This window comes from Streptomyces bauhiniae (assembly GCF_004784475.1).
Lineage (GTDB): Bacteria > Actinomycetota > Actinomycetes > Streptomycetales > Streptomycetaceae > Streptomyces > Streptomyces seoulensis.
In genome coordinates, this window is sequence record NZ_SRRT01000005.1 from 1 (window position 1) to 21,145 (window position 21,145).

A 21,145-nucleotide genomic window follows, 5' to 3' on the forward strand; every position below is an offset into this window, starting at 1 on the left:
ACCCCAGCCCGCAAACCCGCCACATAATCCAAACCCTCCACACCCACACCCACCACACCCCTCACCCCAGACACCGCCTCAGACACCCCGTCCACACCCACCAGCCCCAGCCCCGACTCCACCGACCCCGACCCAGACACCAGCCCCGCCCCCGACTCCACCAGCCCCGACTCAAGCGCCACATCCCTCACCCCCACCACCCCACTCACACCCCAACCCCCGCTCAGACCCCAGCCCCCTGCCACCCCGAATCATCCAAACCCACACCACCCACACCAACAGCGACAGCCGAGACCGAGACCGAGGCAGAAGCAGAAACAACAACAGCAGCGGAGGCCGACGTCGAGGTGGACGACGAGACAGGAGCAGAAGCGGCCCCAGCCACACGCGAGGAAACGTGGACCACCCGCGAAGACACACCAGCCACACGAGAGACGACACCAGCCCCCGGGGAGACGGCACCCGGCGCAGCCGAAGAAACGGCCGAGGAGGCGGCGCCGGCCGCTGCGGCCGTACCCCCCGCCACACCCGTACCCGCCACCACGAACACACCCGCCACAACCACCCGCAGCACCGAACTAGCCACCAACATCATCCCCACAACCCCTCCCGAACCCGCATCCCGGACACCCACCACCCTCCCCACCCACCCCCACCCACAGAACACCCACCACACCAGCCAAACCGGCCCTGACCTACACAGGCCACAAGCAGCGGAGAGGTTGGACGCCGTCGTTCAATCGGCTGTATCCGAGCGATTGACCAGCTCAAGAGACCCAGCCGCTCCCGGCCCAGCGGTGCCGTCCCCGTCCCTCACCGTCAACGGGGCGGCCGCCCCGATCCGGGCGCTGTGGCGAACGAACGACCAGAACTTGGAAGCGGCTTGGAGCAAGTTCGCACATGCCAAGGCCGTCCACAGGCCGGGCAGACCCGCGACCTCGGCGACAGGGACCGCCAGCGCGGCCAGGATTCCGAACCACACCATGGTGGACACCAGGCTCGGCCCGGTGCGTTTGAGGCCGACGAGGCCGAATCCGGCCACCGCTTGCAGGGCGTCGGTGATCATCACGGCCAGGATCAACGGCAACAGGCCGGCCACCTGGTCCTCCAGTACCGGGGACTGGGTGAACAGGCCCACCAACGGGCCCCGCAGCACGAGCAAAAGGGCCCCAAGTACCGTGACCGCGCACAGTGCCACCAGCACCCCCGCCCCCACAGCGCGCCGCACACGTACGGCATCCCCCGCCTCGGCGTACGCGGCGATCGGCGGCACCGTGGCCTGACCGACGGCGACCGCCGCGGTGAAGACGACGTTCACCAGCGACTCCGACACACTGTGCACAGCCGCGCTGTCCGTACTGATCCGGGCGGCCGCGAAGGTCAACACCCCGAGGACCGAGAACTTGACGAGCACGGTGCCGCCAAGCGGAAGTCCTACCCGGGCGAGACGCAGGATCTGACGCGCATCCGGACGGCCAGGCCGTATCCGCCGGCCGGCCAGCACCGTGCGGTGGCGCAACGCGTACTGATTGAAGCCGGCACTGATCAAACTGGAGACAAGCATCGCCACACCCGCCCCAGTCAGCCCAAAGTCCGGCAACGGACCCGGGCCCCCGACCAGCAGCACCGACAGGACCACCGACACGCCAGTGCCCGCCAACCCCGACCACATCACCTGAGCCGAATGGCCCATAGCGACCAGCACGGACGTTGCCGACTGGCCGACGGCGATCAGCAGCACGCCGCCCGCCAGCAACCATGGGAAGGAACCCAGCTCGGACAGCACGCCGGGCTGGACTCCGAACAGTCCGCCCAGCCACGGCACCCCCGCCACCGTCGCCGCACACACCCCGCCCACAGCGCACGACAACCACATACCGCTTCTCACCAGCGGCAACACGCTCTCGGGGTCACTGCGGTACGGAGCGATGAACGGCATCACCCCGCGCAACGCCCCCGCCACGGTGGCAGTGGCCGGCTGAAGACGGCCACGGTCACTGCGAACGCGGCCAGTGAGAGGGTGGCGTGGCGGCCAAGGAGTGCGGTGTCGACGAGAGAGCCCGCCGAAGCCGCGAGGGTGGTCACGTAGAGCGGCGCGGCCGCCCGGGCGATGGTCATGAACGCGCTGCGATCACTCACATACGCAGATCCTGCCACTCAACTTCACCCATGCGCCGACCACTTGCTCAAACCTCAGCAACTCCAGCCAGGATCACGGCAGTTGGTCCACCCTGGTCAGCGATGCGTTCTTCACCGTGAAGGTCAGCTTCACGGACGCGAGCGGGTTCGAGATGGCACTGCGAAGTGCAGCGGCGGGCCGACGCCGACGAGTGACAGGTTTCTTCGGAGACCGGTACAACCATCCGCATGCGCCGCCAGTCAGACCAGTCAGGAGCAACGAGCTCCTACAGCCACAAGGGGGAAATATGCGATTCAACCGTACAACCCTCACTGTCGGTGCTCTGGCCGCGCTCGCGCTCGGGGCCGGCACCGCGATGGCCGCGCCGGCGTCCGCCGCGCCCAACACCACTCCGCAGAAGGTCTGCGGGAGCAGCTACCGCACCGTCAACTCCGCGGCCGTCGGCTCGCTCGGGACCGTCTACCTGACCTACAACGCGTCCAACGGCAAGAACTGTGTGACCACCATCCGCAACAGCCCCGGCACCGCGGTCGACATGTCGGCCTGGCTGTACGTCGCCGACACCGACCAGGGCGACGACGACTACGGCAGCTTCACCTCGTACGCCGGTCCGACCTACGTCTACGGCAAGGGGCACTGCGTCGACTGGGGCGGCCAGATCAAGAACGTGTACGTGCAGATCTCCGGCTCCAACTGCGCGTCCCTGAAGGAGAAGCGGGTCACCTACACCCGCTGATCCCGGCAACGCAACGCAACGCAGAAGACTCGCTCTGGCGGAGGCTCCACGCTCCGCCAGAGCGAGTCTTCATGTGGCGGACCTCCCAGTCAGCACTTCTCGCGCAGGGAGTGCAGATACGCGCTCGAGCGGCGCGCGAAGCTCAGGGAGTCCGGCGGGCTGTCGTGCTCCGTCTGCCAGTGGTGGGCCTGGCGTTGGCCGCGCAGGTGGGTGACGGTGGAGATGAAGCGCTGGTAGTCGATGTCGCCGTCGCCGACGTCCGTCATGCGGTAGCCGAACTCGTTCGAGGGGTCGCTCACGCCGTCCTTGACGTGGAAGAGCGGGTAGCGGTGGGGGTGGGCGAGGACGTAGTCCAGCGGGTCGAAGGGCGCGGGGGTGCCGTCGGGGCGCTTGGAGAAACGGAACTGGCCGGCGAAGGCCCAGTAGATATCCATCTCCAGGTAGACGAGGTCGGGGTCGGTCTCCGCCAGGAGGACGTCGTAGAGGCGGACCTTGGGGTTGTCGGCGGCGAAGGCGAACTCGTCCGAGTGGTTGTGCTGGTAGAACTTCATGCCGCGCGCCCTGGCCGCCGCGCCGTAGGTGTTGAACTCCTCGGCGGCGCGTTTCCAGGCGTCGACGGTCGAGCCGTAGCGGAACGGGCCGGACGCGGTGCCGATGTGCTTGAGGCCGAGGGCCTGGGCGTCGTCCAGGACCTTCTCGAGGTTCTGGGCGAAGGTGTAGGCGTTCGGGTCGTCGGAGTAGTAGCCGACGTGGCTGCCGATGGGCGTCAGGCCGTGGTTCCTGGCGAGGCGCCTGAGGCTCGGCAGGGTGATGGGGCCGGCCGAGCCCTGGGTGTAGCCGGCGAACTCGATCTCGTCGTAGCCGTACTTCTCCAGTTCGGCGAAGACGGGGGCGAATCCGAGGGTGCCGACCTTGTCGCGCAGGCTGTAGAGCTGGATGCCGAGGCGGCCGGGGGGCAGGACGGGACGGCCCCGGCCGATGGTGGGCGAGGGGGCGGTGGTCGCGGCCGAGGCGGTGGCCGCCGCCGTGCCCAGCAGGGCGGCGGCCGTGGCGCCCGCGGCGACGCCCAGCATGCCCCTTCTGGTCAGGCGGTGGGTCAGTTCGGGGTCATTGTGCGAAATGCGGCTCATGCGGGAACTCCGGGGTGTGGGAGGGCGTTGTCAGTGGCGAGTGCTTCACTGGGGACCAGGCACACGAGACGGGTGTCAGGAGGGCTCGTCAGGTGAGGCCGGCGAGTCGGAGCAGGAGTGATTTCACATCGGTGGCCGCGAGGCGGTCGCCGACGGCACGGGGGGTGGAGCAGATGAGGAGCGGACCGTCGTCGTCGCTCGCGGGAAGGCGGCCGTGGCTGCCCCGAATAGGTGACGGGTCCAGGGGTACGACCGCCATGCGATAGCGCAGGCCGAGTTTCTTGCGGGCCAGCGCGGCCGCCGCCTTGACCTTGACGTAGGGGTCGAGGGGGTCCATGAAGAGTTCGACCGGGTCGTAGCCGGGTTTGCGGTGGATCTCGACGAGCTGGGCGAAGTCGGGTGCGCGGGCGTCGTCGAGCCAGTAGTAGTACGTGAACCAGGCGTCCGGTTCCGCCACGGCGACGAGTTCGCCCGAGCGCGGGTGGTCGAGGTGGTGTTCCTTCTTGCCCTCGTCGTCCAGGAGTTGGGCGATGCCGGGCAGGCCGGTGAGGGCGGCGCGGGTGGCGTCGAGGTCTTCGGGACGGCGTACGTAGACGTGGGCGATCTGGTGGTCGGCGACCGCGAAGGCCCGTGAGGCCATCGGGTCCAGGTACTCCATGCCGTCCTGCTCGTGCACCTCCAGCAGGCCGGCGCGGCGCAGGGCGCGGTTGATGTCCACCGGGCGGTCCACGCGCGTGATGCCGTACTCGGACAGGACGACGACGGTACGGCCCTCCGCGCGGGCGTCGGCCAGGAGGGGTGCGGCCGCGGCGTCCAGGTCGGCGGCCGCCTTGAGGGAGCGCGGGTCGTCGGGGCCGTAGCGCTGGAGGTCGTAGTCGAGGTGGGGGAGGTAGCAGAGGGTCAGGTCGGGGTGGCGGGTGCGCTGGATGTGGCGGGTGGCGTCGATGATCCAGCGGCTTGAGGCGAGGCCGGCGCCGGGGCCCCAGAACTGGAAGAGGGGGAACGTGCCGAACTTGGCGGTTAGTTCGTCGTGCAGGTCGGGAGGGCGGGTGTAGCAGTCGGGTTCCTTGCGGCCGTCGGCGTAGTAGACGGGACGGGGGGTGACGGTGAAGTCGGTGTCGGCGCCCATGGCGTACCACCAGCAGATGTTGGCCACGGTGTAGCCGGGGTGGGCGCGGCGGGCTGCGTCCCAGAGTTTGTCGCCGGCGACCAGGCCGTTGTGCTGGCGCCACAGCAGGACGTCACCCAGCTCGCGGAAGTACCAGCCGTTGCCGACGATGCCGTGCTCGGCGGGTGTGGTGCCGGTCAGGAAGGTGGACTGGGCGGCGCAGGTGACGGCGGGCAGGACCGTGCCGAGGTGGGCGCGGGAGCCCTGGTCCGCGAGGGCGCGCAGGTGGGGCATGTGGGCGAGGAGACGGGGGGTGAGGCCGACGACGTCCAGGACGAGCAGCGGGGTGGGGCGGGCCGGGTGCGCCAGGTGCTCGGTCATGGCAGCTCCTTCAGGCCGAGGTCGGTGAGCAGGTCCCGGGTGAGGGAGAGTTCGGCGGCGATGCCGTCGGTGAGCTGGGCGCGGGTGCGGGGCCGTAGTTCGGCGGGGAGGGCGTGCCAGGTGTAGGTCTCGACCTCGAGGTGGCGGGTGAGGGGGTGCGGGCCGCCGACGAGCCGGGTCAGGGCGGTGGCGAGGACGGGGAGGGTGGAGGTGAGGGGCGCGGCGGGGGCCGCGTGCAGGGGGACGTGGACGTGGGTGCGCCACGGGGTGGAGTCGGGCAGGGCGCCGTGCTGGAGGGCGTCGCCCAGGTCGTCGGTGCCCTGTCTGCCCCTGGCGGTGAGGGTGCGGGTCTGGTGCAGGAAGCGGGGCTCGTCGAACGCGGTGAGGGCTTCGCGGACGTCCGGGCGGTGGGGGTGCTCGGCGTGGAGTGCGGCGGAGAGCTGGGATTTGACGATGGGGACGCCGGCGCGGGCGAGGGCGTCCAGGGCGGTGTCGGGGTCTTCGAAGGAGGTGGCTAGGTGGCAGGTGTCCACGCAGATGCCGATGCGGGGGTGGGCGATGTCGGTGAGAGGGGTGAGGGCGTCGGCGGTGGTCTCGATGACGCAGCCGGGTTCGGGTTCGAGGCCGATGCGGAGGGAACGGCCGGTAAGTTCCGCGAGGGCGTCGAGGCGGTCGCCGAGGGTACGCAGGGCGGTCAGGGCCGTGTCCGTGCGGGCCGGAGTGGCGACGGTGCGCCAGGCGAGCGGCAGGGTGGAGATGCTGCCCTCCACGATGTCGTCGGGGAGGAGGCCGGCGAGGATGCGGGCGAGGGCCGTAGTGTGGCGCAGGCGTTCGGGGTCGGCCCAGTCGGGCTTGTAGACGCGGTACTTGACCTGCTGGGAGCCGAAGCCTTCGTACGGGAAGCCGTTGAGGGTGACGACCTCCAGGCCGCGCCGGTCGAGTTCGGCGCGAAGCGCCACCAGCGCGCAGGGGTCGTTCTCCAGGGCGAGGGCGGCGTCCTTGGCGAGCCAGAGTCCGATACCGAGGCGGTCGCGGCCCAGGCGGCGCCGGATGGGCTCGCAATGGTCGCGGAGCTGGGCTACGACGGCGTCGAGGGTCTCGGCGGGGTGGACGTTGGTGCAGTAGGCGAGGTGGACGAGGGAACCGTCGGGGTGGCGGAAGCGCACGGGTCACTCCTGTCCGGCGGGGGCGGTTTCCTTGGGGGCGCCGCGGAGGATGGTGTTGCCCTCGTGGGTGGCGTCGGTCGCGGCGACGTCCAGGTCCAGCCGTCCGCTCAGGCCGTAGAAGGCGACGGGGTTGCGCCACAGGACGCGGTCGACGTCGTCCTCGGTGAAGCCCTCGGCCAGCATCAGGTCGGCCACCTTGCGGGTCTTCAGGGGGTCGCTCCTCCCCCAGTCGGCGGCGGAGTTGATCAGGACCTGTTCGGGGCCGTAGGCGCGCAGGACGGCGACCATGCGTTCCTCGTCCATCTTGGTGTCGGGATAGACGGAGAAGCCGAGCCAGCAGCCGCTGTCCTTGGCCTCCTTGACGGTGGTCTCGTTGAGGTGGTCGAGCAGGACGCGTTCCGGGACGAGCGCGGAGTCCCGGACGGCGTCCAGGGTGCGGCGCAGGCCGGCGGCCTTGTCCCGGTGCGGGGTGTGGACGAGGGCGGGCAGGCCGTGGTCGGCGGCGAGCTGGAGCTGGGCGGCGAGCGCGGTGTCCTCGGCCGGGGTCATCGAGTCGTAGCCGATCTCGCCCACGGCGACGACGCGGTCCTTCACGAGATAGCGGGGCAGTTCGGCCAGGACGGGGGTGCAGCGGGGGTCGTTGGCCTCCTTCGGGTTGAGGGCGATCGTGCAGTGGTGGGCGATGCCGTACTGGGCGGCGCGGAAGGGTTCCCAGCCGAGGAGGGAGTCGAAGTAGTCGAGGAAGGAAGCGGTGGAGGTGCGGGGCTGGCCGAGCCAGAAGGCGGGCTCGACCACGGCGCGGACGCCCGCCGCGCGCATGGCCTCGTAGTCGTAGGTGGTGCGCGAGGTCATGTGGATGTGGGGGTCGAAGAGGCGCATCAGGACTCCTTGCCGTGGGGGACGCCGTCCTCGTGCACGGGGTGCGGCGGGACTGCCTCGGGGTCGGTCAGGGCCAGGACGTGGTGCAGGTCTTCGGGGACGGGGCGGCCGGCGGCGGTGCGTTCGGCGGCGAAGTCGGCCAGCATGCGGGCGAGTTCGGCGTCGCCGTGGGCGCGGGTGGCGAGCTGGGCGACGCCCGACACGGGTACGCCGGTGAACAGGCACTTCAGGATCGCGTGCCGCCAGAGGTGGGCGCTCAGATGGCGGGCGGCGTAGGGGCCGAGAGCGGCGGTGAGGAGGCGGGTGTCGTTGGTGCGGAGGGCGTCCTCGATGAGGGGGAGGGCTTCGGGACCCGGTACGAGGTGGGGCAGGGCGTGGAGGACGGCGCGGCGCTCGTCGGCGGTGCCTCGGTGGTAGACGCGGGTGAGGTCGGCGGGGGTGGGGTGGGCGGCTTGGAGGATGAGGATGCGGACGGTGTCGGCGTGCGGGGGGCCGCAGCGGCGGGCGGCTTCGGCGAGGCGTAACTCCGTGGTGGGGGTGATGCCTTGGGCGGCTTCGGCCAGGGATTGGTCCAGCCAGGCTCGGGCGGGGGGTGTGAGGTGGGGGCGCAGGTCGGCGGGGGCCGGGGTGCTGGGGGCGGAGTGGGTCATGAGGTGGTCCCTTCCGTGGGGGCGGAGGGCTTGGTGGAGGGGGTCGGCGTGCCGGCGAAAGCGGTTACGGGAACGGAGGGCCGAGGGAGGCCGACGGGACGCCGTCGGGGAACGCCGAAGTCGGGGCCGAGTCGCTCAAGGGCGCAGAGGAATCCGGGCGGGCGGCGGCTGTCCTGAGGAAGGGCAGGGAGGTTTCGGCGTAGTGGGGGCCCGCGTGGGAGTGGCGGGGTAGTTCGACCACGGTGAGGGCGGCGTAGCCGGTGGCGGCCAGGGCGTCGAGAACTGCGGGGAAGTCGATCTCGCCGTCTCCGAAAGGCAGGTGTTCGTGGTGGCCGCGGCGCATGTCCTCGATCTGGACGTGGCGCAGCCAGGGGGCGGCGGCACGGACACAGTCGGCGGGTGAGAGAGGTTCGAGGCACTGGCAGTGGCCCAGGTCGAGGGTGAGGCCGAGGTGGGTGGGGTCGCCGAGGGCGTGGCGCAGGTGGTGGAAGTCGGCGAGGGTGGCGAGGAGGTGGCCGGGTTCGGGCTCGACGGCCAGGGGGATGTCGGCGGCGGTCGCGGCTTCCAGTACGGGGTTAAGCGCCTCGGCCAAGCGGTTCCACGCCGTTGCCTCGTCCGTGCCGGGCGGGAGGGTGCCGCTGAAGCTGTGCACGGCGTGGGCGCCCAGGTCGGCGGCCACCCGCACGGCGCGGAGCAGCAGGTCGGCGCGGCGGGAGCGGTCGGCGGGGTCGGGGTCGAGGAGGGAGGGGCCGTGTTTGCGGCGGGGGTCGAGGACGTAGCGGGCGCCGGTTTCCACCGTGACCTCCAGGCCGAGCGCGGCCAGGCGGCGGCCGACCTGGCGGGTGCGGGCGGCGAGGTCCGGGGCCAGGGGGTCGAGGTGCATGTGGTCGAGGGTGAGGCCGACGCCGTCGTAGCCGAGGTCGGCGAGGAGGGCGAGGGCGTCGTCCAGGCGGAGGTCGGCCAGGCCGTTGGTGCCGTAGCCGAAGCGGAGGGGGGCGGGGCCGGGCTGCTCGGGCGTCATGTCACGCTCACCTTCTTGGCGAACCGGGCGGCCAGCGGGGCGAGAGCCGCAGTGATCAGGGCGCTGACCGGGGCGCCGGCGCGGGCGGAGAGCGTGGCCTGGAGCGGGATGGTGGCCCGGATGCCGCCGCCGACGGCCTTCTGGGTGAGCGGGGGTGAGGGGTTGAGGGCGGCATGGAGGTACGGACGGGCTGCGGTTGCGGCGTAGGCAAGGGCGAGGGATGCGCGGAGGGTTCCGGGTCCGGTAAGGCTCAACTGGTGTTCAACTAGCCAGACTTGTGCGCGGCTGGACCCACGCCCCAGGCCGAGCGCCAAAGCACCCGTAGTGGCCAGTGCCGCTAGGGCGGTCAGCGGAGCGCCGCCCTGCGTCTCGTGGCGGGAGACCGTGGTCACCGCCAGGGTGTGGGTGCCCAGGAGGGCGGCGGAGGCGAGTGCGGGCCGGACGCCACCGGAGGCGGTGGCGGCGCCGAGCAGGAGGTCCAGGGCGCGGGCCGTTGCCATGGCGGCGGGGCCTGCCGGGGTGTGTTTGAGGCCGAGGTCGTAGGCCCATACCGTCGCGGCGAGCGGCGCGGCGACGGCGAGTGCCGGGCGGCCGGCGTGGGCGGCGAGGGCCAGGCCGGTGGCGGTCAGGGCGCAGGCCGCGGTAAGGGCGGCGGTGGGACGGATGCGGCCCGAGGGCAGGGGGCGGTGGGGGCGTTCGGCGGCGTCCTCGGCTCGGTCGGCCCAGTCGTTGAGGGCCATGCCCGCCTCGTAGAGGCAGAGGGAGGAGGAGATCGCCCACAGGGTGCGCGGGCCGGGGTGGCCGGGAACCGTCGCCGCGCCCGCCAGGACGTCACCGGGGACGGTGAACAGAGCGGGCAGGCGCAGGAGTTCGGCCCACGCGGAGACACTCCCCGTCACCGCGCCTCCCCCACCCGCAGCCGAGCCGCGAGGTCGCCCAGGGCCGCGTACTGCTCCCCCAGCCCAGCGGCCCCCTCCCCCACCGGGTCCTTGAAGTAGAACCCCAGCTCACCCACAGCCCCCGACATCCCCGCCTCCCGCGCCCGGAGCATCAGCCGGGCCAGGTCCAGGACCAGCGGTGCCGCGAGGGCCGAGTCGCAGCCCTGCCAGATGGTCTGGAGGACCATGCGGGTGCCGAGGAAGCCGTCGAAGGCGATGTGGTCCCAGGCGGTCTTCCAGTCGCCGAGGGCGGGGACGTCGTCGATGTGGACCTCGCCTTGGACCGGTGTGCCGAGGGTGTCGGTGAGGACGCGTTCCTTGCCCGCGTTCTTGGCGGCGGCCGCCGCCGGGTCGGCCAGGGCCGCGCCGTCTCCGCCGCCGAGCAGGTTGGTTCCGGACCAGGCCCGGACCGCGAGGGCGCGTTGGGTGAACATCGGGCCGAGTACCGAGCGCAGGAGGGTCTGGCCGGTCTTGCCGTCCCGCCCGGCGTAGGGCAGGCCGCTCCGCGCCAAGGGGGCGGCCAGGGACGGGTGGTGGAGGCCGGTGGAGGGGGTGAAGTTGACGTAGGGGCAGCCGGCGCGGAGGGCGGCGGCAGCATAGAGCGAGCTGGGCGGGAGGGTGTCGCCGTCGGCGGCGGGTTCGGTGGAGGCCACGTTGACGACGACCGTTCCGGCCGGAGCCCGGCGGGCGGTGAAGTCGCGGATGTCGGACGCGAACGCCTCGATCAGCTCCTCCTCGTCGCGGTCGTCGTGCGGGAGCGGGCCACCGGGGACGATCTCGGCGTCAGCGGCGGTGAGTTCGGCGGCCACGGCGGCAGGGAGGCCGTGCGGGAGGACGCCGCCCGCGGCGAGTTCCTCGGCTCGTTTGGGCAGCGGGCAGTCCAGCGTGTCGTGGCCGCCGAAGACCAGGGAGGACAGCCCCGGCAGGCCGCAATCGGCGAAGAGGGTGGTCTCCGTGAGCAGGCCGGTGGGTGGGTGCAGGCCGGCCGACATCGCGGCGCAGCCGGCGACCACGGTGGTCGCCACCGAGCCTCGGGCGCCGATGAGCCACACGCCGGCGGGACGGGACGTAGACATGGTCGGCCTCCTTGTGGGCGTACTGATCGGGGGCGGGAGACGGCGGGCGGGGCTACGGCGTGCCCCGCCCGCCGCCGCTTCAGCGCCCCCGCACCGGCAGTTCCTTGATCCGGACGTCGCGGAACGACACCTGGTCGTCGGCACCGTGGTTCTGGATACCGATGTGGCCGTCCCGCAGGCTGCGGGCGGGGTCGGTGTTGGTGAAGTCGTTCACCGGGACCCCGTTGAGCCAGATCCGCAGACGCTCGCCCTCGACCCGGATCTCGTAGGTGTTCCACTCCCCCGGCGGGTTCAGCGCGCGGTCCCGCGCGGCCAGGTCGGCGGACTGGAAGCCGTACACCGAGCCGGTGGTCCTCTCGGGTACGTCGGTGGCGTCGATCTGGACCTCGTACCCGTTGTCCACGGCGGACCAGGGGTCGTCGGAGGGCGGGAAGCCGACGAACACGCCCGAGTTGCCGTCCCCGGTGATCTTCCAGTCGAGCTTCAGGGAGTACGAGGAGAAGCCGGCGTCGGCGTACCAGAGCAGGCCCATGCCGCCGGACGAGGTGAGCGTGCCGTCGGCGGAGAGGGTGAAGGAGCCCGGTCCCGCCTGCCGCCAGCCCTCCAGCGAGGTGCCGTCGAACAGGCGGCGGTAGCCGTTCTCCGGGCGGCAGTCGGCCTGAGCGGCGCCGGTGGCCCAGCGGAGGCCGCCGAGCAGGTGGGCGCGGAAGGCGGGGTCGGCGTACGACTCGCGGGTGTGACCGCCGCCGGTGTAGAAGGCGCGGCCGCCCTGGTAGCTCTGGCACCAGGCGATCGGGTGGTCGCCGTTCATGGTGCCGCCGGTGTACGAGGACTCGTCCAGCGAGGCCAGGACGTGGGCGCTCTCGCGGGGGTTGGAGCGGTAGTTGTACCACTCGTCGGTGCGTTCCCAGCGGGCGGGCAGGGCGGCGGTCGAGGGGTGGGCGTGGTCCTCGACCACGACCGTGGCCGGCTGGATCGCCGGGTGCGAGTCGAACCAGGCGCCGGCGAGGCCGCCGTAGAACGGCCAGTCGTACTCGGTGTCGGCGGCTGCGTGGATGCCGACGTAGCCGCCGCCCTGGCGGATGTAGCCCTCGAAGGCGCGCTGCTGGGTGGAGTTGAGGACGTCGCCGGTGGTGGAGAGGAAGACGACGGCGTCGTAGCGGCGCAGGTTGCGGGTGGTGAAGGCGGTGGCGTCCTCGGTGGCGTCGACCGTGAGGCCGTCCGTGGTGCCGAGCTGCCGCACGGCCGCGATGCCGTCCGGGATGGAGTCGTGGCGGAAGCCGGCGGTCTTGGAGAAGACCAGGACCCGTCCGGTCTCGGTGGGCTGCGCGGCGGCCGGGCCGGTGAGGCAGCCGAGCAGCAGGGCGGCGCCCAGGGCGGTGGTGGTGAGCAGGCGTGTGGTGCGCATGGGGTGCCCTCCGCTCAGCCGGTGGTGAAGGTGAAGTCGTCCACGTCGAAGAGGGCGCCGGTGCCGCCCTTGAAGACGAGGAAGAGCGTGGTCGTGGCCTTCGGCGCGCGGGTCAGGTCGGCGCTGACGTCCTGGAAGGTCTCCCAGCCGCCGGTCACCGGCACGGTGGCCTTGCCGAGCAGGGTGCCCGTGGCCGATCCGGCGCGGATCTCCAGGGTGCCGCCGGCGCCGCCGGAGGAGACGCGTGCGCTGATCTTCTTTGCGTTGCCCAGCGCGTACGGGGTGAAGGAGATCCAGTCGCCGGAGTGGATGTCGCCGACGGTCTTGCCGCCGTGGGCGGTGTCCTTGGACTGGAGGGTGACGCCGGAGGAGTCGGTGTAGTGCTCGGCCTGGCGGTGGCGGGGCTGGGTGACGTTCTGGTCATGAGTGGTGAGCGCGGTCTGGCCGCCGCCTCCGTTGTCGGTGTACTCGGCGTCGAACACGCCGAATATGTCCTCGTTCTCGTCGTGTCCGCCGTCGGCGCTGGTCTGGATGGTGCCGGAGCAGCCCTTGGCGGAGGTCAGCGGGTGGCCGTGGGTGTCGTGACCGAGGATGAAGTGGACGGTGACCTTGGAGCAGTCGATGTTCTGCCCGTCCTCGGGGTCGGTGACCTTCACGGTGAAGGGGACCGCGTCACCGAAGCTGAACAACTGCCCGTCCTGCGGGAGTTGGAGGGTCACGGTGGGTGCGGTGTTGCCGACGACGACGCGTACGGCGGCGCTGCCGGTGCGGCCGGAGGGGTCCTTGGCGGTCAGGGTGGCGGTGTAGGTGCCGTTCTGCCGGTAGGTGTGGGTGGGGTTGGCGGCGGTGGAGCCGGTGCCGTCGCCGAAGTCCCAGTGGTACGTGAGGGTGTCGCCGTCCTGGTCGGTGGTGCCGGCCGAGGAGAAGCGCACCTTCAGCGCGGCCTGCCCGGAGGTCTTGTCGGCGGCGGCCCTGGCGACGGGTGAGTGTCCGTCGGTGGCGTTCTCTATGCGGTACAGGGCGGAGTTGTCGTCGCCGCCGAACCAGGCGGTGCCGTAGTCCAGGACGTACAGGGCGCCGTCGGGGCCGAAGGCCATGTCCATCACCTGGGTGCCGGTCCAGGGGAAGGCGTTGATCGACTGCACGGCGCCGTCCGTACCGGTCTCGATGCGCTTGATCCAGCGGCGGCCGAACTCACCGGCGAAGAAGTCGCCGTCGTAAGCCTCGGGGAACTTCACGGGCGAGTCGAGGCCGGGGTCGTAGTGGTAGACGGGGCCACCCATCGGGGACTCGGAGCCGGCGCCCAACTCCGGTACGGACGCGCCGTCGTAGGGCAGCCAGGCCGCCTGGGCCGGGGGCAGGTCGGTGAGGCCGGTGTTGTGCGGGGAGTCGTTCTCGGGGGCGGCGCAGTCGAAGGCCGCGCCGGAGGTCTTCGTGGCGAAGTCGTAGTCGACGTAGGCGTCGTTCTTGCCGGTGCAGTAGGGCCAGCCGAAGTTGCCGGGGCCGGTGACGCGGGCGAACTCGACCTGGCCGCCGGGGCCTCGGGCGGGGTCGGCCGCTCCGGCGTCGGGGCCGTAGTCGCCGACGTAGAGGACGCCGGTCTCCTTGTCGACGCTGAAGCGGAACGGGTTGCGGAAGCCCATGGCGTAGATCTCGGGGCGGGTCTTCGCGGTGCCGGGGGCGAAGAGGTTGCCGTCGGGGACGGTGTAGGAGCCGTCGTCCTGGACCTTGATGCGCAGGATCTTGCCGCGCAGGTCGTTGGTGTTCCCGGCGGTGCGCTGGGCGTCGAACGCCGGGTTGCGGTCGGTGCGTTCGTCGATCGGGGTGAAGCCGTCGGACTGGAAGGGGTTGGAGTCGTCGCCGGTCGACAGGTAGAGGTTGCCGTCCTTGTCGAAGTCGATGTCGCCGCCGACGTGGCAGCAGATGCCGCGCGAGGTGGGCACCTCCAGGACCTTCTTCTCGCTGGCGGTGTCCAGGGTGCCGTCGGTCTTCAGGACGAAGCGGGAGAGCCGGTTGACCCCGTCGAAGGGGGCGAAGTCGGCGGCGGTGCCGGTCTCGGGGGCGTCGCCGGGCGGGGTGTCCATCGGGGGCGCGTAGTAGAGGTAGACGAACCGGTTGTCGGTGAAGTGCGGGTCGACACCGACGCCTTGCAGGCCCTCCTCGTCGTGCGAGTACACGGCGAGCTTGCCCGCCGTGCGGGTGGTTCCGGCGGCGTCGGTGAGGCGGAGTTCGCCGTCGCGGGAGGTGTGCAGGACGGAGCGGTCGGGCAGGACGGCGAGGCTCATGGGCTCGCCGACCTCCGCCTCGCCGCGGGCGAGGGTGACCTGCTGGAAGTCCTCGGCGGCGGCACCGCTCCGGTCGGCGGCGGCAGCGCCGGGGGCGGTGAGGGCGGGGGTGGCGCCGATGAGGAGCGCGCCGCAGGCCAGGGCCAGGGCGGTGCGCAGGCGTGGCCGGCGGCTTGGGGTACCGGTGGGGCGGTCGTTCCCGTGCACGGATGCCTCCAGAAGAAGCGGGTTGTACGGGCGGGTGGGGTGCGCCGGGATGCGCCGTCATCCCGGTGGGGAGAGTCAGGGACCGGTGGGGAGTGTCAGTGGCCGAACGCCGCGTCGAACGAGGCCGACGGCGGGTCGAAGTCGTACGCCTTGAGGCGGGCCAGGGCTTCGGGGGCGCCCTGCAGCCGGTCCATGCCGGCGTCCTCCCACTCGACGGAGACGGGGCCCTGGTAGCCGATCGAGGCCAGCATCCGGAACACGTCCTCCCAAGGGACGTCACCGTGTCCGGCCGAGACGAAGTCCCAGCCGCGGCGCGGGTCGCCCCAGGGCAGGTGGGAGCCGAGCCGGCCGTTCCGGCCGTCGAGGCGCTTGCGGGCCTCCTTGCAGTCCATGTGGTAGATCCGGTCCCGGAAGTCCCACAGGAAGCCGACCGGGTCCAGGTCCTGCCACACGAAGTGGGAGGGGTCGAAGTTGAGGCCGAAGGCGGGCCGGTGTCCGACCGCCTCCAAGGCACGCTGGGTCGTCCAGTAGTCGTAGGCGATCTCGCTGGGGTGGACCTCGTGCGCGAACCGCACGCCCTCGGCGTCGAACACGTCCAGGATGGGGTTCCAGCGCTCGGCGAAGTCCTGGTAGCCCCGCTCGATCATCGTCTCGGGGGCGGGCGGGAACATGGCGACGAGGTGCCAGATGGCGGAGCCGGTGAAGCCGACGACCGTGTCCACGCCGAAGGCGGCGGCCGCGCGGGCGGTGTCCGCGATCTCGGCCGCCGCCCGCTGCCGTACGCCCTCGGCGTCGCCGTCGCCCCAGATCCGCGCGGGCAGAATCGCCTGGTGGCGTTCGTCGATGATGGCGTCGCAAACAGCCTGGCCGACCAGATGGTTGGAGATCGCCCAGCACTTCAGGCCGTACTTGTCGAGGAGTTGATGGCGCGAGGCGAGATACGACGGGTCCGCGAGCGCCTTGTCGACCTCGAAGTGGTCGCCCCAGCAGGCGAGTTCGAGTCCGTCGTAACCGAAGTCGCGGGCGAGGCGGCAGACCTCCTCCAGCGGCAGGTCGGCCCACTGGCCGGTGAACAGGGTGAATGTACGCGGCATCGGCCGGCCCTCCTCGGACGTCAGAACACGATCGGGGTGTACACGGAGTTCTTCGCGGCGCTCTCCTCCACGGCGGCCAGCACCCGCTGGACCTCCAGGCCGTCGGCGAACGACGGGACGGCCCTGCGGCCCTCCGCGATGGCGTGCACTAGGTCACGGGCCTGGTGGACGAAGGTGTGCTCGTAGCCGAGGCCGTGGCCCGGCGGCCACCAGGCGTCCAGGTAGGGGTGGTCGGGCTCGGTCACCAGGATGCGGCGGAACCCCGCGTGCGCGCCGGGCTCGGTGCCGTCGTGGAAGGACAGCTCGTTGAGCCGCTCCAAGTCGAAGGCGAGGGAGCCCCGTTCACCGTTCAGCTCGATCCGCAGGGCGTTCTTGCGGCCGGTGGCGTACCGCGTCGCCTCGAAGGAGGCCAGCGCGCCGGAGGCGAACCGGCCCGTGAACACGGCGGCGTCGTCCACGGTGACCGGGCCCAAGCCGCCTTCCGGCAGCGGCCGCCTGCGTACGAACGTCTCGGTGAGCGCGGACACCCCCGCGAGCCTCGCCCCCGCCAAGTACTGGGCGACGTCGATGACATGGGCGCCCAGGTCCCCGAGCGCGCCCGACCCGGCCGCCTCTTTGCGCAGCCGCCAGGTCAGCGGGAACTCCGGGTCCACCAGCCAGTCCTGGAGGTAGCTCACCCGGACGTGGCGCAGGGTGCCGAGCCGCCCCTCGGTGATCATCCGGCGGGCAAGGGCGATGGCGGGCACCCGGCGGTAGTTGAAGCCGACCATGGCCAACTGACCGTGTGCATACGCCGTTTCGGCCGCCTCCGCCATGGCCTCCGCCTCCTCGACGGTGTTGGCCAGCGGCTTCTCGCACAGCACGTGCTTGCCGGCCGCGAGCGCGGCGAGAGCGATCTCGGCGTGGCTGTCGCCGGGGGTGCAGATGTCGACCAGGTCGACGTCGTCCCGGGCGATCAGCGCACGCCAGTCGGTCTCGGTGGCCGCCCAGCCGTGGCGCTCGGCGGCGGTGCGGACGGCGTCGGCGTCCCGGCCGCACAGCACGGACAGGACCGGCTCGCGGGGCAGCTCGAAGACGCGGCCCGCCGTGCGCCAGCCCTGGGAGTGGGCGGCGCCCATGAAGGCGTAGCCGACCATCCCGATGCGCAGCGGCGGCTTGCCTTGCGGACCGGGCCGGGTGCCGTCCCCTGCTGAACTCTGCGGCTCTGCCATGCGGTGGGTCCTCTCCTCGTCCTCGTACGGGGTGCCGTGCGGGTGGGGCGGGGGCCGGTCACCGGAAGCCGGTGGGCATGTACCGGTCGACGTTGTCCTTGTCGACGACGGCGGAGTAGAGCGTGACGGAGGCCGGGATCTCGTACTCGGCCATGCCGCCGACGCCCTTGCCCTGGCCGAGGGCGCGGGCGAGGTCGATGGCGGAGGCGGACATGGTGGGCGGGTAGAGGACGGTCGCCTTCAGTACGCCGTCGTCGCGCTTGATGGCCTGGAACGCGGAGAGGGCGCCGGCGCCGCCGACCATGAGGAAGCCGTCCCGGCCCGCCTGTTCCACGGCGCGCAGCGCGCCCACGCCCTGGTCGTCGTCGTGGTTCCACAGGGCGTCGAACTTGCGCTGTGCCTGGAGGAGTTGGGCCATCTTGGCCTGGCCGGACTCCACGGTGAAGTCGGCCGCCTGGCGGGCCACCTTGCGGATGTTGGGGTAGTTCTTCAGGGCGTCGTCGAAGCCCTTGGTGCGCTGCTTGGTCAGCTCCAGGTTGTCCAGCCCGGCCAGCTCCACGACCCGGGCGTCCGGGGTGTCCTTGAGCTTCTCGCCGATGTAGTGACCGGCGTTGAGGCCCATGCCGTAGTTGTCGCCGCCGATCCAGCAGCGGTACGCCTGCGGGGTGTTGAAGACACGGTCGAGGTTGACGACCGGGATGCCGGCGCGCATGGCCTTGAGGCCGACCTGGGTGAGGGCCTTGCCGTCGGCGGGCAGCACCACCAGGACGTCGACCTTCTTGTTGATGAGGGTCTCGATCTGCCCGATCTGGGCGGCGGTGTCGTTGGAGCCCTCGGTGATCTCCAGGGTGACGTCGGAGTAGGTGCGCGCGCGCCGCTTGGCGTTGTCGTTGATGGCGTTGAGCCAGCCGTGGTCGGCCTGCGGTCCGGCGAAGCCGATGGTGACGTGCTTGCCGGGCTTGTCGTCGGCGGGCCGGTCCTCGGCGGCGGTCTTCTCGTCCTTCGGCTCGTTGCTCGTGCACCCGGCGAGGAAGGCCCCGGCGCCGACGGCGGCGGTGCCGAAGAGCAGTCCTCTGCGGCTGGTCAGGGGGGTCGGTGCGGTCGGTCGCATGGCGGTGAACCCTTTCCTCAGGTCGTGCTCGCGGTACGGCGCTGGACCAGCACGGCGGCGACGATGATCGCGCCCTTGGCGATCTGCTGGACGTCGCTCTGCAGGTTGTTCAGGGCGAAGATGTCGGTGATCGTGGTGAAGATCAGCACGCCCAGCACGGAGCCGGTGATGGTGCCCCGGCCGCCGCTGAGCAGGGTGCCGCCGATGATGGCGGCGGCGATGGCGTCGAGTTCGTACAGGTTGCCGTTGGTGTTCTGGCCCGAGCCGGCCAGGATGATCAGCAGGAAGGCCGCGATGCCGCAGCACAGTCCGGAGAGCAGGTAGAGGTAGAGGCGCTGGCGGCGGACGTCGATGCCGGCGAGGCGGGCCGCCTCCGCGTTGCCGCCGACCGCGACGGTGCGGCGGCCGAAGGTGGTGCGGTTCAGCACGAGCCAGCCGATGACGGTGACGACGGCGAAGACCAGGACCAGCGGCGGGATGCCGAGCACGTAGGCGTCGCGCTCGCCGAGGCTCAGGACGGAGTCGACGGTGACGATCTGGGTGCGGCCGTCGGTGATCTGGAGGGCGAGTCCGCGGGCCGAGGCGAGCATGGCGAGGGTGGCGATGAAGGGGACCATGCCGCCGTAGGCGACGAGCAGGCCGTTGACCAGGCCGCAGCCCACGCCGACGGCGAGCGCCGTGAAGAGGATGCCCGCGAAGCCGTACTCCTGGGTCGCCACCGTGGTCGCCCACACCGAGGCCAGGGCGACGATCGCGCCGACCGACAGATCGATGCCGCCGGAGGTGATGACGAAGGTCATGCCGACGGTGACGACACCGATCACGGACGCCTGGGTGAGGACGAGTTGGAGGTTGCGGGTGTCGAGGAACTCGTCCGGCTTGGTGACCCCGCCGATCACGATCAGGACGGCGAGGACGCCGAGCAGGGAGAGGGTGCGGACGTCGGCGCGGGCCGTGAGCGTGCGCCAGGCGGGGGGCCGCGCGGTCGCGGGCGCCTTGCCGCTGTCGTACCGGGGCGGGGAGACGGGCTGCGTCATGACGCCGGGCTTCCTTCCATGACGAGGTCGAGTACGCGGTGCTCGTCGAGTTCGCTGGCGGGTGCCTCGTGGACGACGTGGCCCTCGCGGAGCACCAGGACACGGTCGGCGAGGCCGAGGACCTCGGGCACCTCGCTGGAGACCAGCAGCACGGCGAGGCCCTCGTCGGCGAGCCGGCGGACCACGGCGTACAGCTCGGCGCGGGCGCCGACGTCGACGCCCCGGGTGGGTTCGTCGAGCAGCAGCACCCGGCAGCCGCGCAGCAGCCAGCGGGCGAGGACGGCTTTTTGCTGGTTGCCGCCGGAGAGGGTGCGGACGGGGACGGCCGGGTTGTCCGGGCGCAGGGACAGCTCGCGGGTCGCGGCGCGGGCGGCGCCCAGCTCGGCGCGCCGGTCGATCCAGCCGGCGCGGGCGAAGCGGGAGAGGGTGGACACCGAGACGTTGCGGGTGACGGACTCCAGCATGAGCAGGGCCTGCGCCTTGCGTTCCTCGGGGGCCAGCCCGATCCCGGCGCGCACGGCGGCGCGTACGCTGCCGGTCCGGATCGGCCGGCCGCCGACCAGGACGTGGCCCGCGTCGGGCTTGCGGGCGCCGTAGACCGTCTCCAGGATCTCGGAGCGGCCGGAGCCGACGAGTCCGGCGATCCCGACGATCTCGCCCGGCCGCACCACGAGGTCGAGCGGGTCGAACTCACCGCTCCGGGCGAGACCCCGCACCTCCAACACCGGTTCGTCGACGGAGGGTTCGGCCGGGCGCGGCGGGAAGACGTACTCGACGTCGCGGCCCGTCATCAGGGTGACGACCGCGCGGGTCGGGGTGGTCTTCGCGGGCAGTCCTCGGGCCACCGCGCGGCCGTCCTTCAGTACGGTCACGCGGTCCCCGATGCGGCGGATCTCGTCCAGCCGGTGCGAGATGTAGACGACGGCGACGCCCTCGGCGGTGAGTCCGGTGACCACGCGGAACAGGTTGTCGACCTCGTCGGGGTCGAGCGCGGCGGACGGCTCGTCCATCACGATGAGCCGTACGTCGTGCGACAACGCCCGTGCCATGGAGACGATCTGCTGCTGCGCCGCCGACAACTCCCCCACCAGGCGCCCCGGTTCGATCTCGGAATGCCCGAGTCGCCGCAGCAGCGCGGCCGTCGAGGCGCGGGCCGTGCGGCGCCGTACGACGAATCCGGCTCTGGTGGGTTCGTGGCCCAGGTGGATGTTCTCGGCGACCGACAGGTGCTCCACCAGGTCGAGTTCCTGGTAGATGGTGGCGATGCCGAGGCGCATCGCGGCCATGGGCGAGCGGAGGGTGACGGGTTCGCCGCGCCAGTGGATGGTTCCGGTGTCGGGCTGGTGGGCGCCCGCGAGGACCTTGATGAGGGTGGACTTGCCCGCGCCGTTCTGGCCGAGCAGGCAGTGCACCTCGCCCTCCTGGACGTCGAGGTCGACACCGTCGAGTGCGCGGACGCCGGGGAATGCCTTGGTGATGCCGGTCATGCTGAGCAGGGGTGGTTCTGGTGCCATGTGGATTCCCCTCGGCGGGCGTGCGGGCCTGTTTCAGGGCGGTACGCCGGTGG

The 21,145-nt window shown here is 71.7% G+C and carries 17 protein-coding genes; 1 reads left to right on the forward strand and 16 read right to left on the reverse strand.

Annotation, left to right across the window (positions count from 1 at the left end):
* Positions 1-736: 736 nt before the first annotated feature.
* A complete protein-coding gene (locus tag E5083_RS16955; RefSeq protein WP_244317533.1) occupies positions 737-1,939 on the reverse strand; it encodes an MATE family efflux transporter in 1,203 nt (400 codons plus the stop codon).
* Positions 1,940-2,426: 487 nt separating this feature from the next.
* Between E5083_RS16955 and E5083_RS16960 the strand changes: the two genes are divergently transcribed.
* Positions 2,427-2,876 (forward strand): spore-associated protein, encoded by a 450-nt coding sequence (locus E5083_RS16960; protein WP_135786551.1) that lies wholly within the window; start codon positions 2,427-2,429, stop codon positions 2,874-2,876.
* An 89-nt stretch (positions 2,877-2,965) separates the two neighbouring features.
* Here the strand turns inward: E5083_RS16960 and E5083_RS16965 are convergent, their stop codons facing one another.
* From E5083_RS16965 to E5083_RS17035, 15 genes are all read right to left on the reverse strand, one after another.
* The gene (locus E5083_RS16965) at positions 2,966-4,006 is read right to left on the reverse strand and encodes a sugar phosphate isomerase/epimerase family protein (RefSeq protein WP_135786552.1); all 1,041 of its coding nucleotides are present in this window, start codon (positions 4,004-4,006) and stop codon (positions 2,966-2,968) included.
* Positions 4,007-4,094: 88 nt separating this feature from the next.
* Positions 4,095-5,495 (reverse strand): alkaline phosphatase family protein, encoded by a 1,401-nt coding sequence (locus E5083_RS16970; RefSeq protein ID WP_135786553.1) that lies wholly within the window; start codon positions 5,493-5,495, stop codon positions 4,095-4,097.
* Positions 5,492-6,661, reverse strand: a complete 1,170-nt coding sequence (gene eboE, locus E5083_RS16975; protein WP_135786554.1) for a metabolite traffic protein EboE — start codon at positions 6,659-6,661, stop codon at positions 5,492-5,494. Before eboE ends, E5083_RS16970 begins: the two co-directional genes overlap by 4 nt.
* A 3-nt stretch (positions 6,662-6,664) precedes the next feature.
* Positions 6,665-7,540 carry a TatD family hydrolase gene (locus E5083_RS16980; RefSeq protein ID WP_135786555.1) on the reverse strand — a complete coding sequence of 292 codons (876 nt, stop codon included), beginning with the start codon at positions 7,538-7,540 and terminating at the stop codon, positions 6,665-6,667.
* On the reverse strand, positions 7,540-8,190 hold the full coding sequence (locus tag E5083_RS16985; RefSeq protein ID WP_135786556.1) for an EboA domain-containing protein: 651 nt from the start codon (positions 8,188-8,190) through the stop codon (positions 7,540-7,542). Before E5083_RS16985 ends, E5083_RS16980 begins: the two co-directional genes overlap by 1 nt.
* 64 nt (positions 8,191-8,254) lie before the next feature.
* Positions 8,255-9,211, reverse strand: coding sequence for a sugar phosphate isomerase/epimerase family protein (locus tag E5083_RS16990; RefSeq protein WP_135786557.1), 957 nt, complete (start codon positions 9,209-9,211; stop codon positions 8,255-8,257).
* On the reverse strand, positions 9,208-10,110 hold the full coding sequence (locus E5083_RS16995; RefSeq protein WP_135786558.1) for an SCO3242 family prenyltransferase: 903 nt from the start codon (positions 10,108-10,110) through the stop codon (positions 9,208-9,210). Before E5083_RS16995 ends, E5083_RS16990 begins: the two co-directional genes overlap by 4 nt.
* Positions 10,107-11,225: an inositol-3-phosphate synthase gene (locus E5083_RS17000; protein ID WP_135786559.1), complete on the reverse strand. Its 1,119-nt coding sequence runs from the start codon at positions 11,223-11,225 to the stop codon at positions 10,107-10,109. Before E5083_RS17000 ends, E5083_RS16995 begins: the two co-directional genes overlap by 4 nt.
* A gap of 79 nt (positions 11,226-11,304) precedes the next feature.
* Positions 11,305-12,633, reverse strand: coding sequence for a ThuA domain-containing protein (locus E5083_RS17005; protein WP_135786560.1), 1,329 nt, complete (start codon positions 12,631-12,633; stop codon positions 11,305-11,307).
* Positions 12,634-12,647: 14 nt separating this feature from the next.
* Positions 12,648-15,125, reverse strand: a complete 2,478-nt coding sequence (locus tag E5083_RS17010) for a PQQ-dependent sugar dehydrogenase (RefSeq protein WP_135786561.1) — start codon at positions 15,123-15,125, stop codon at positions 12,648-12,650.
* 95 nt (positions 15,126-15,220) lie between these two features.
* Positions 15,221-16,219: a sugar phosphate isomerase/epimerase family protein gene (locus tag E5083_RS17015; RefSeq protein WP_135786562.1), complete on the reverse strand. Its 999-nt coding sequence runs from the start codon at positions 16,217-16,219 to the stop codon at positions 15,221-15,223.
* Positions 16,220-16,239: 20 nt separating this feature from the next.
* Positions 16,240-17,430, reverse strand: coding sequence for a Gfo/Idh/MocA family protein (locus E5083_RS17020; RefSeq protein WP_135786563.1), 1,191 nt, complete (start codon positions 17,428-17,430; stop codon positions 16,240-16,242).
* 58 nt (positions 17,431-17,488) lie between these two features.
* Complete coding sequence (locus E5083_RS17025; protein ID WP_135786564.1) at positions 17,489-18,541, reverse strand: substrate-binding domain-containing protein; 1,053 nt, start codon at positions 18,539-18,541, stop codon at positions 17,489-17,491.
* 17 nt (positions 18,542-18,558) lie between these two features.
* The gene (locus E5083_RS17030) at positions 18,559-19,578 is read right to left on the reverse strand and encodes an ABC transporter permease (RefSeq protein WP_135786565.1); all 1,020 of its coding nucleotides are present in this window, start codon (positions 19,576-19,578) and stop codon (positions 18,559-18,561) included.
* Positions 19,575-21,092, reverse strand: coding sequence for a sugar ABC transporter ATP-binding protein (locus E5083_RS17035; RefSeq protein ID WP_135786566.1), 1,518 nt, complete (start codon positions 21,090-21,092; stop codon positions 19,575-19,577). Before E5083_RS17035 ends, E5083_RS17030 begins: the two co-directional genes overlap by 4 nt.
* Positions 21,093-21,145: the final 53 nt, after the last annotated feature.